Raw genomic sequence first — 11,941 nt, forward strand, 5'->3', positions numbered from 1 at the left:
CCCACATTCAGATCAATTGCGGGTAAAATTTCATAACTAAAATCTTTTCCTAAAGGAGTGGTTGCCGAGTCAGCAGGTAAAATTTCCGTTCGTTTTGCCGGTAAACCCAACCAACTCAAAGGTAAATTAAGAGGAAAACTCCATTGATTAGGAGCAACATAAACTATAGCCTTAGGAAAATAACGGGCAAAAGGACCAACAAAAACCTTATGTTCAATCCCAGAAATCGTCGGCAAAATAATATATTTAACTTCCCCGTGTTCACCTTCCAACTCACGCATTAAGCGAATACATTCAGGAGTCGGGGCCACTGGTGCATAAACAAATAAACCCCCGGATGCTAACTTAATTACCGTCATGCGAATCGGCACGACCACATAAAAAATACCCTGCAATTGCTCAAATGTCCAGAGCGTATCTTTCACCACTTCTTGGCGAATTGTCCGTCTTTGACCGTAGGGATAAAGTGGTACAATTGGCCAAAAAGGCCATGATAAATCTTGCGGAGTTATTGCGGCTTTTGTCATCGTCTGATTCTATTGCTGAAAATCTCTATTTTAGTTATCATAAACCCTTCTAATCCCCATGACTGATAAACTGCCCATTGATTCTTTGGTCAATACTTGGAATAGTCTCACGGGGGAAGTGATGAAAAGACTCCCCATCGACCAGTTGACTAATACTGTCCTCCAGTGGTTTAGTGTTAGTGACACTCAAGTGGCGGAAATTTTAGAAAAAGTCCGTCAAGAATTACCCACCACCGAGGCGCTGTTAATCGGCAAACCGCAAACGGGAAAAAGTTCGATTATTCGGGGAATAACGGGAGTTTCGGCGGAAATCGTCGGGCAAGGTTTCCGTCCCCACACCCAAAACACCCAGCGCTACACCTACCCCGCAGAAGACTTACCCCTGTTGATTTTTACCGATACGGTGGGGTTAGGGGATGCCTATCAACACACAGACAGGGTAATCGCGGAATTATTAGCAGATTTAGCCGAAAATACGGGACGGGCCCAGGTTTTTATCGTGACGGTAAAAATTAATGATTTTGCCACCGATAGCCTCCTAGAAATTACCAAACAACTGCGGCAAAAATACCCTAAAATACCCTGTTTACTGGCTGTCACCTGTCTTCATCAGCTTTATCCTCCTAATACCGTTGATCATCCCCCTTATCCTCCCGATTGCGAGGATATCAATCGCGCCTATCAAGAAATTAAAGAAACTTTTAAGGATTTATATGACAATTCTGTGCTAATAGATTTTACCCTAGAAGAAGACGGTTATAACCCCGTTTTTTACGGTTTAGAGGCATTTAGAGACAATTTAGCCGATTTATTGCCAAAAGCCGAGGCTAACACCATCCACCAACTTTTAGATCGGGAAACCAGCAATAAATTAGGCAATCTCTATCGGGACGTGGCCCGACGCTATATGTTAGCCTTTTCCGTCATAGCGGCGACCTTGGCGGCGATTCCCTTACCCTTAGCGACTATGCCCGTTTTAACCGCCCTACAAGTGTCAATGGTGGGGGTTTTAGGCAAATTATACGGTCAAGTCTTAACCCCATCCCAGGCCGGTGGAGTCGTAAGTGCGATCGCTGGAGGCTTTTTGGCCCAGGCCATCGGTCGGGAATTGGTGAAATTTATCCCCGGTTTTGGCAGTGTTATCGCCGCTTCTTGGGCCGCCGCCTATACCTGGGCCCTAGGAGAGGGCGCTTGTGTCTATTTTGGCGATTTAATGGGGGGTAAAAAACCCGATCCTAAAAGGATTCAAATGGTGATGAAAGAGGCTTTTTCTGCTGCCCAAGAAAGATTTAAAAATGTCGCTACGGGAGGAGATAATTAAGCGGTATTCAAAGATTATAGCGGTAAGCGCTTGAGTGAGATACAGACCAAGCTTTGCCTAGCATGGTTTATAGCTTGTGACACTGTACCTAATACGACTGCACACCGCTATAAGCTAGTGAGGTACACATATTTTTCTTCCCTTTTGACTTTTGCCTCTTGCCTTTTGCCTAAAACCCATAACTTTTGTACCTCAGCAGACTGAAAAACGCTATATAGTCATTTCAAATAAATCTGATACACTCTAGAGCGATGGGAAAATATCTTAAGAATTTGTGGTATGTAGATATAGATTTGTCCAGTGTGCCAAAGTGAAATGACTAATAACAGTTATCAGTTAGACGTTTTCAGTGCAATACCGAAGGCACTGCCTAATACTGTGCCGAGCTTGTAGCCCACATTCCGCACCCTAAGTGTCACAACGTCTCAAAAGAGGAAGGGGCGTGAGTCATACTAAATCCAGTTATTAAAAACTGATTATTTATTCTCCCCTTTGCCTTTTGCCGTTCGGACCTCGGCGTGAGACTTCGGCGTGAGACTTCGGACGTTCGGCGAGCTCAGTCGAGCCGCGTGAGCTTTTGTCGAACGCTTTTGTCGAACGCTGATCTCACGGCCGAAGCCTGTTGCTTTTTGCCTGTCCTGATATGTAGCCTATACTCAACGGATTTAGTATCAAAATACTTATCTAGAGGAGTGAGTTGGCGGCAAGCTGCCGCCAACTAAGCCGAAATTTTCAGGGTTCCCCCGGTCATTCTCAATAAACAGTGCTTGTTGAGAATGACCGGTCCATCAGACTTAACATCTAGCGGGAGATGTTCGAGTTGCTCGCTTTGTTTTGTCACCCCTTGAAGTCAATCCATCTGGTCAAGATAAGAGATAATATTCCTGGCAAGGTTTGGGGAAAAATCTCAAAATGTTGCGCCTCTCGTCCGTTAAGTTGCTAATCTTTTGATTGTCTTGAATAGGTCGGAGATGAATTCCTTGGAAGCCCTGAAATATCCAGCGTAACGTCGGTCGGTCAGTCAACTTACCCAACGGATTTTTCAGTCCCGTCTCCTGCTGTTTTAAACTTAAACGAAGTTGTCTTTGACCAATAGTATAAACCAGCAGGCACAAGCCCCTTAGCCTGGCCAGGACCTCAATTCTCTGGGGAGATTTGAGAAAGACACTGTCGGCAAAAAAGCTGGGGTCTTTGAGAAAAGAAAATCCTCTTTCCGGAGCTTGTTGCCCTTTATATTTTTTGATAATATCCTCACTTTCAGACTTGAATTGGCCATTCATGGTCGAACAGCCCACTCGCCTAAGTTTTCCAACAATTCCTATTTTTTCATAATTAGGGGTCTCAAGACCCCCCTAGCGGACGCAGAGAAAATCCTCACCAGCTAAGTCTTTTTACTCAAGTCTCTAGACGGGGACAGCCAATGTGACAGTTGAGGATGCGGAATGTGGGTTACACGGATGTCGGCTGTACCTCAGTATGCCATAATGAATGTAGGAAAAGTATTGCAGACTACCAAATCATGCCAAATCCCAATTTCGATTCGGTGATTGATACGTTCACAATCGACGATCTGTTTTTTCTCCGTTATCAATATCGCGTCTACAAGGAATGGAACAACGATCCCCGTCTCGCCGTTCTGCCTGGCTTCAATCCGGGTGTGACGGGTGCCAAGGCCACCAGTGGCATCCGCTTTGTCGATGGCACGGATCAATTGCGTTACCAGGTGGGTGGCGGCATCACCCCCATCTCGGCACCCTACCCCTTGTCCACCACAGATCCGAAATTCATGGCCGGGGCGACAGGCACACTGTTTCGCCGTCTCACCAGCCAGAGCTTCACGCAAGCCACGGGTGGTTTCACGATCAACTTCCAGACGGGAGCGGTCGTCTACGACCAAAACTATACGCTTGATTACAGCCTTCGCGGCTATGCCAATCCCAGCAATCCCGACATCTTCGATGCCAGCCCCAGGCTGATCAGCAATCTGGTTTCCAATCAAAGCGGCAAGACAGCGCTGCAGGTGTTGGATGATCCCTACGCCAAGGAGTGGACCCAGGCCGGCACCCAGGCTGGCAAGCGGGTGAGCCAGAAAAACAACACCCGCCATGAAACCATTCTCACCGGTGGCAATGGGGTGAATGGCTCCAATACCGGGAATCCCCTGCCGAATTCAGGCTTTTTCGCCCTGTTTGGCCAATACAACGACCACGGCATGGATTTTCTCGCCAAGGGCAAGGATGGCAGCCTGCTGATCCCCCTGCTCCCTGGAGACAGCCTTTACAACCCTGGCTCGCCCACCAACTTCATGGCTCTCTCCCGCACCAACACGGTGCAGGTGGAGATCGGCGAGGGCAGCCGCGATGCCCTGGTGGCGGAGCTAGGCCTAGCGGGCTACAGCCGCCCCAGCCAATGGGATGTGGACAATGAGAACGCCGCCATCGGCACCAGCTTCACTGGCACCAGTGGGGGGACCTTGGTGCTCAATGAGCAGCTGATCGTGATCAATGCGGGCGCCACCCTCAACGATGTGGTGGCCACCATCAACAGCAAGGCGGCCTTCACCGGCGTGGTTGCCTCCACCACCACCAACGGCAGCAGCCAGAGCGTGCTGAAGCTCACCCCACGCAATGGCGAGAGCATCAACCAAACCTCCGCCTTTCTTGATCTCAACCAGGTCTATGGCTCGGTGGAGAGCCATGCCATTTTCATGCGGGAATACAAGGGCAATGGCGAACTCACGGGCCGGCTGCTCACCGATCCGCAAAACTCCACCGCCCGCTGGTTTGACCTGAAAAAGAATGCCGAGCGCATTGGCCTTACTTTGCGCGATCGCGATGTGCTGTCTGTGCCCCTGGTGGAGATCATCCCCCAAGGCCAGCCCAATGCGGGGCGCTATGCCTTTGTGGTGCTCGACAAGGTGTCGGGGCAGAAGAGCTACGTCTTTGATACGGCGGCCGTCACCTCCAATCAGGTGCTGGCCAAGGCCGGTTCAGCGTTTCTGATCGATCTGGCCAGTGACTGGAAAGGCTCTCCCCAGCCTGCTGGCAGCGATCCCTTCAAAGCCAACGGTGATCTGAAGGATCCCTCTCGGCTGAATCAACACGCTGTGGGCGGAGATGGGCGCCTGAATGAAAATATTGGTCTCACGGCAATGCATGAGATCTTTGTCACAACCCACAACAATATCCTGTCTCAGATTCAGGCCAATCTCGCCCAAAATGCCGGAAACAATGGTAATAACCAGGCCCTTTCCGGACAAGAGCTGTTTGAAATCGCCAAGCTGGCCAATGAAAACTTCTACCAACACCATGTGTTGCAGGAGTACGCGCGGCGCATTACCCCCAACCTGGGTGCATTCGCCGGTCCCAATGCGGGCAACAACAACAACGCCGGCTTCAATGCCAGCATCTTGGCGGAATTCGCCTCCAGCGCCTTTCGCTTCGGCCATTCCCAGCTCACCGAAACCGTGGCCCTCACCTCGGTGAACCAGCAAACGGGCCTGGCTAACCCCGGCGGGCAGATGGACATCCCGCTGCTGCAGGCCTTTCTCGCCCCCCAGATCTACACGGGCGACACGGCAGGGCAGATCGCCGCGGGGATGAGCCAGCAGGTGGGCAACGCCACCGATGAATTCATCACCAACACCCTTCAAAACGCCCTGGTAGGCCTCCCCTTGGATCTGGGTGCCCTCAACATCGCCCGCGGACTGGATACCGGCATCACGCCCCTCAATGAAGCCCGTCGCCAGATTCAAACCTACCTTCGTGGCGTGCGTACCTCTCCAGATGGGACCACCGGGTTGGTGCAGGCCAACAATGCCATTGACGCCAACCTTGCGGCCCTGGAGGCCAACCTGCGGCCTTATATCAGTTGGAGAGATTTTGGAGCCCATCTGCTTCATCCCGAATCGTTGAAGACGTTCATTATGGCCTACGCCCGCGATGCCATCCTCAGCGGCTATTCGGGCAATGCCGATCTCTCCTATTGGAATCAACTGCAAGCCAGTCCGGCTCCCGGCGCGGCCGCCACCTACGCCGCCGCCCTCTCCGCTGCGGCGGATTTGGCCATGGGGGATGGGGCCTTCATGGGCCTGCTCTACGGCGGCAGCAGCACGGATGCCCTGAATCCCTCAGCGCCCGTGAACACGCCCAGCGGCAACCAGGACTTCCAAAAGATCTCCCTCTGGCTGGGTGGATTGGCAGAGGCCAAAACCCCCGGCGGTATGCTTGGCCCCACCCATGATTTCATCTATGCCTACCAGATGCAGCAACTGCAGCGGGGTGATGAGGCCTACTACCTGAGCAAGCTGGCTGCCACGGATCTGGTGGAGGAAATCAAGGGGAAGACGGTGGCCGACATGGTAATGGCCGCCACGGGAGTGAAGCATCTCTACCACAAGATCTTTGCGGTGAATGATGCTGATTATGAGCGATCCCTGCAGAGCTTCAACACCTATTCTTCTGAAGCTTTATTGCTTGGGGCCACTCAGACGGTGGTTGATATCACCGGAACTCAACGGTTGGTGGGCAGGGCTGGCTATGTGAATGGCGTGCTTGTCGGCAATGGTGGCAACTACCTTGATGCCCGCGGCGTGTTCAGTCCCAACGGGGAGGGCAAGGCCAGCGAGCTCTTTGGCGGCACCAGCGGCGCCGATCAATTCAAGGGCTTGGGTGGGGATGACTGCATGTGGGGCGATGCAGGCGCGGACACCTTCTGGGCCGGCGATGACAATGACTTTGTCGATGGCGGTGAAGGGGATGACACGATCTACGGTGAAAACGGCTTTGATATGTTGCGTGGGGATGCCGGCAAAGATCAGATGTATGGCGGCACCGGCAACGACGATATGTATGGCGGAGAGGGGAACGACAGCCTCTTCGGTGAGGATGGCGCCGATGATCTCAACGGCGGCAATGGCGACGACGTTGTCAGCGGCAGCCTCGGCAATGATCTGGTGAAGGGACAGGCTGGTAACGACACCCTCATCGGCGGCCAGGGGAACGACATCATCACAGGGGGTGGAGGAAACGATCTCTTCACCTTCAACGAAGCCCCAGGCCTCAATGGGGTGGATCAGCTGCGGGACTTCACCTCCGGTGTGGACAAACTGGTCTTCGACAAGATCGTCTACGCAGGCCTGAGCGGCTCCACCCTCACCGCGGCCCAGCTGCGGGCGGAGGCCGGGGCCACGGTGGCCACTACGGCGAACCAACGCTTCATCTACAACCTCTCCAACGGTGATCTGTTCTTTGATCCCGACGGCACCGGCGTTGTCGCGGCCACGCAGATCGCCAACCTGAACCGCTTCAATCCGGCCTTCCCCTCGGATGTGGCGTCGGCCAACGCGGTCTTCCCCAACCTGGTCAGCAGCGATTTCTTCCTGATGTGAGCGGCCCTGGAAGCGTAATAAATCATACTGGATTTTATTGCAATTGAGAATCAATTACGGCGGTTGCTTTATTCGTCTGGCACAGCTAATTCCTTATTGGATAAGCTTTTCCGCGTGGAGAATGTACCAGACTAATCCTGAATCCGCCGTAGTTATTGAGAATATGGAAGGCAATTATGAGCGTTTCAGAGACTACATTCTCAATAAGTTGCCACAAAATCTCGGCTTAATGAGAACCAGAAAATTTCAGGACTCACGGTTCGCTCATTTGAAAAGCGTTTAGCACATTGACACTCCCGTCGCTAAAAGCGAGGGATTCTTGGTTCCGCCGAGTTTCCTTAATCTGGCAGGACGTATCCAACATTCGCCAGGGGGGGGTTTCGGTATGCTCTACCGTACTTAGTCCTCTTTTCAGAATATTGATAGCGGCGTTAATGTCTCTATCTTCTACATAGCCACAATCGGGACAAATCTATGTTCTTGTAGATAGAGATTTAACGCGATGTGCAACTATATTTTTAGTCTTGATTTACAAGGCTTTCAGAAATTAGCAGAGATAAAGTATCCTCTGGAACCCTGATTCTGTCGTTTTTAGTCGCACATCGCGTGATTTAGGTACTTTTTGAGCACAATTAGAGCAATTTTGACTTGTGTTGTGAGGTGGTACGGCTACCGTAGCCTTACCATATTTAGGGTTTGCTGAAAAAGTTTTTCGTGGGGGCAGGGTGTGGGCTTCGGCCGTGAGCTTTTGCGTTCGACAAAAGCTCACGCCGAGGTCCGAACGGGTGTAGGGTGTGGGGTGTAGGGTTTTACCCATTTTCAGGGAAAAAGTCCCGGAATTTTCCCCCCGATCCCTCCAATGGCTGGCACTTTTTGATGTCCAAAAAGTCTAAAAGTCTTACCCAACAAGGTTTTTAGATTTATTCAGCCAACCCTATCTCGATCGCATTTCCTATCAGCGCAAAATGAGTAAACGCTCGCTCCTCCCCCCATTACCCACAGTTAAAAACGAAAGGAAAAAGGCAGTAAATCCGAGAGATTAAAACGATAATTTTGCTGAGTTCCACAGATAATAATCTCCGCTTGCGGCGCTAATTCGGCTATCCATTGACGACAGGCTCCGCAGGGAGTTAACTGACTAATATCATCCTTGTCCACCCCATCGATACAGGCTATAGCGATCGCCCGTACTTCTCGATCGCCCGCTGCGACTATTTGCGCTAAAGTTGCCCTTTCCGCGCACAAACTCAAGCCATAACTAGCGTTCTCTACATTAGTACCAGCATAAATCTTTTTATCTGTCAAGACCGCTGCCCCCACCCGAAAACGGGAATAGGGAGAATAGGAAAGTTTCGCCACTTCCCGAGCAGTGTCACAGAGTTGTTGTCTTTCTTGGTCAGATAGGGTCATCGGCTAGATAGCATCCGAGGCAACTTTGATTACTTCTTAATTATCGCTTTGGTCGTGCTTTGATGACATCCGAGCAAGACGGCCATTTGCCGTTGAGATAAATTTCCCTCTTGACTAGGTTGGTAGAGCAAGTTTCTTTGTTCTATGTTAAGATGTTGGTGGCTTAGTTTTTGGGATTTGTTGTTGTATTGAGCGGACAATACCTCATGAGCCTTTCTCTGTCAACTCTTAAGGAGTCGTGCGTTTCATTTTTGAATTGGCGATTTAAGATCAGTTTTGTTTAAGTATCTTTTACCATGACTTCTACATCGAACTTTCAGCCGACGATAGTCTCAGAGTTTTAGCCCACCTCGAACTCAGCCTAGTTGCTCATTTTCACAGCAAAAACTGCATCCATAAATTTATCGCCGAATTTTAGCATGGAAATTGACACACTACTGCAGCAAATTGATATTGGAGAAGACCAAGAATATGAGTTTAAATCAGCCGAGGGAGGCTTGCCAAAAGACATTTGGGAAACTCTTTCAGCTTTCGCTAATACCGATGGCGGTTACATTATTTTGGGTGTTAGCGAAAAAAAACCTAGATTAGAAATTACAGGAGTGCGTAACCCTAAAAATCTTCAACAAGAGTTTTGGGATAACCACAACAACCGACAAAAACTGAATATATCTATCTGTTCTAATTCAGACGTAGAAGTAAAAAAGATTAATGAATATCAGCTTCTCATTATTCATATTCCTAGAGCTACCCGAACTCAGCGTCCTGTATATATTAACAATAACCCAATGACTGGTACATATAAGCGAAATTATGAGGGAGATTATCGCTGTCATAAGGAGGAAATAGAGCAAATGTTTCGCGATGCCAGCAATGAACCTCAAGATTTTCAAGTTTTAGATAATTTTAATCTCAACGATATTGATCCTGATACTCTGAAAGTATTTCGCCAACGGTTCAGCAATCGCGAACCCGATCATCCTTGGTTAGCATACAATGATCAACAATTACTCCATCAGTTAGGAGGATGGCGACGAGATAGAAATTCTAGCAAAGAAGGATTAACTGTAGCGGGTTTACTCATGTTTGGACGAGAACGCAGTATTTTAGATGCTTTCCCCCATTATAGTCTCGACTATCAGGAAAAATTATCTGACGATCCTGAAAAAAGATGGACATATCGCTTAACTCTTGATGGTAAATGGGAAGCTAATTTACTTAACTCTTATTATCGTGTTTATGGCAGATTAATTAATAATTTAGATGTTCCTTTTCAATTAGACAAAGATGCCGTTCGTAAAGATGAAACCCATGTTCATGAAGCTTTAAGAGAGGCTTTAGTTAATACTTTAATCCACGCCGATCACCAGTCGTCACGGCCTATAAAGGTGGTAAAATCTATCGATGGCTATCTGTTTTCTAATCCTGGTCGTCTGAGAATTCCCCTACAGCGTCTCTATGAAGGCGGTACTAGCGATCCTCGTAATCCTCATCTACAAAAAATGTTTCAAATGCTCGGATTAGGTGAAAAAGCTGGCTCTGGATTTGGGAAAATTCTTCGTGCTTGGAAAGAACAACAATGGTTGAGTCCCCTAGTTTCGGAAAAACTTGACCTAGAAGTTACATCTGTTAATTTACCGATGACAAGTTTTATTCCCGAAGCAGTTGAAGTGGAATTAAAAAGGATTATCGGGGATGCTTACCGTCAGTTAGGTGATCTTGATAGGATAATATTAGTATTAGCGCATCAGTTTGAGGAAATTAGTAATACTGACATTCAGCGTTATCGATCAGAACATCCCAGAGATATTAGCGAACGCCTTCGTAATTTAGTTCAAAATGGCTGGTTACACCAGTCAGGTAAGTGTCGGGGAACACGCTACACCCTACCGAACCAGAATTTTTCAGCGCAACTTTCTCTATTACCAAGCTCCGAACATTACCCACCAAGCTCCGAACATTACCCACCAAGCTCCGAACATTACCCACCAAGCTCCGAACATTACCCACCAAGCTCCGAACATTACCAACAGTTAGAGGCAATTGCTGAACCCATACGCAGAAAAGGCCGCATTAGTAAAGACTCGGTACGAAAAGTGATTCTTGAACTATGCTCCCAACAATATCTACCCCTCGGAACATTAGCTCAACTGCTCGGAAGAGAACCTGATACTATTCGTAATCACTATGTCAACCCGATGATAGATGAGAGATTGCTGGAGCTTAAACACCCCCAACTAAGGAACCATCCTCAACAAGCTTATCGAACAGTATCTCGATCGCATTTCCTATCAGCGCAAGATGAGTAAACACCCGCTCCTCAAATCCGAGAGATTAAGGGGACTACATCGGCAAGCCACTAATTTAGCGATCGATAGCTAACTTATCACTTAACATTTCCCTGACGATTTTAGCGGTAGCGGGGGCTAATAAAACCCCGTTACGGTAGTGTCCCGTGGCCAGAATAACGTTATCGTATCCGGGCAAATATTCGATGATGGGAGCGGATTTTTTCTCCGGTCGCGGTCGCTTACCGGACCAAGTACGCACGATCGCACCCGCGGCCAAAGAGGGACAAAAAGCGATCGCCTGTTGATACACTTGCTCTAATAGGGCAGTATCGGCGATAATTTCGCCCTTTTCGTCCATAAATTCCACCGTTGCCCCAATCCAGTATTCCGCTCGGGCCAAAGGCAGAATATGCAGGTCATTTCCCGTTAAAATCGGCTTAAAATCGGAACTTTCTAAGGGTTGCGTCAATTTTATCTGTAAAGCTTGCCCTAAAACCGGTCGGATTTCCACTGGATGGGTAAGAGTTTCGGTTAAAGCAGTGGAACCAATTCCCGCACAAAGAATCAAAAAGTCGGTTTCCTCTATACCATTGGAACTATAAACCTGGGTGCATTGCCTCAAATTAGAGCCATGAAGCTCTGTCTTCCCAAAATTTTCAACTTTTACCCCAAATTGACATTTTACCCCCCTTCTTGCCGCAGCATCGACGAGGGCTTCCGTGAGCAGGGCCGGATTAATTTGATGATCCCTGGGAGAATAGATGGCACCATGGAGATGATCGCTGGCCACTTGGGGACATTTTTGGTTTAAAGTCTCTTTATCCCAGATTTCTAGACAATATCCCTGTTCTTGGCGGATTTCGGCTAACTTGCGCCAATTTTCTTCGTCTTCGGCACTCGATCGCAGTAGGACAATACCATCACGGTTACAGGGAATAGTCAGTCCGGTGAGGGATTCTAGCTCAGGAAGGAGGGTTTCGTAACGTTTTAAACTTTCTTGCCG

Annotated in this window: 6 protein-coding genes and 3 pseudogenes; 3 read left to right on the plus strand and 6 right to left on the minus strand. The window is 48.9% G+C overall.

The features are described 5' to 3' along the window. On the minus strand, positions 1 to 527 hold a 527-nt coding region (locus tag PX481_RS10745), incomplete at its 3' end, for a DUF4336 domain-containing protein (RefSeq protein ID WP_288094565.1). A 58-nt stretch (positions 528 to 585) separates the two neighbouring features. Between PX481_RS10745 and PX481_RS10750 the strand changes: the two genes are divergently transcribed. Further along, positions 586 to 1,848, plus strand: a complete 1,263-nt coding sequence (locus tag PX481_RS10750; RefSeq protein ID WP_288025084.1) for a YcjF family protein — start codon at positions 586 to 588, stop codon at positions 1,846 to 1,848. 863 nt (positions 1,849 to 2,711) lie between these two features. Here PX481_RS10750 and PX481_RS10755 read toward each other — a convergent pair. Then, positions 2,712 to 3,104: pseudogene (locus PX481_RS10755) on the minus strand (IS1634 family transposase); the annotation flags it as partial. Between the two features lie 263 nt (positions 3,105 to 3,367). On the opposite strand from PX481_RS10755, the gene PX481_RS10760 reads away from it, so the two are divergent. Continuing rightward, positions 3,368 to 7,237: a peroxidase family protein gene (locus PX481_RS10760; protein WP_288094566.1), complete on the plus strand. Its 3,870-nt coding sequence runs from the start codon at positions 3,368 to 3,370 to the stop codon at positions 7,235 to 7,237. 253 nt (positions 7,238 to 7,490) lie between these two features. Here the strand turns inward: PX481_RS10760 and PX481_RS30110 are convergent. The 3 genes and pseudogenes from PX481_RS30110 to PX481_RS10780 all read right to left on the minus strand — a co-directional run. Next, positions 7,491 to 7,733, minus strand: a pseudogene (locus PX481_RS30110) (zinc ribbon domain-containing protein); the annotation flags it as partial. A 506-nt stretch (positions 7,734 to 8,239) separates the two neighbouring features. Continuing rightward, positions 8,240 to 8,647, minus strand: coding sequence for a cytidine deaminase (gene cdd, locus PX481_RS10775; protein WP_288025079.1), 408 nt, complete (start codon positions 8,645 to 8,647; stop codon positions 8,240 to 8,242). Continuing rightward, a pseudogene (locus PX481_RS10780) lies at positions 8,646 to 8,847 on the minus strand (helix-turn-helix domain-containing protein); the annotation flags it as partial. The pseudogene PX481_RS10780 and the gene cdd, both read right to left, overlap by 2 nt. Positions 8,848 to 9,066: 219 nt before the next feature. On the opposite strand from PX481_RS10780, the gene PX481_RS10785 reads away from it, so the two are divergent. After that, on the plus strand, positions 9,067 to 10,956 hold the full coding sequence (locus PX481_RS10785; RefSeq protein ID WP_288094567.1) for an RNA/DNA-binding domain-containing protein: 1,890 nt from the start codon (positions 9,067 to 9,069) through the stop codon (positions 10,954 to 10,956). Positions 10,957 to 11,011: 55 nt separating this feature from the next. Here the strand turns inward: PX481_RS10785 and PX481_RS10790 are convergent. After that, on the minus strand, positions 11,012 to 11,941 hold a 930-nt coding region (locus PX481_RS10790), incomplete at its 5' end, for an NAD(P)/FAD-dependent oxidoreductase (protein WP_288094568.1).

The sequence above is a fragment of the Microcystis sp. M53603_WE2 genome, assembly GCF_030065435.1.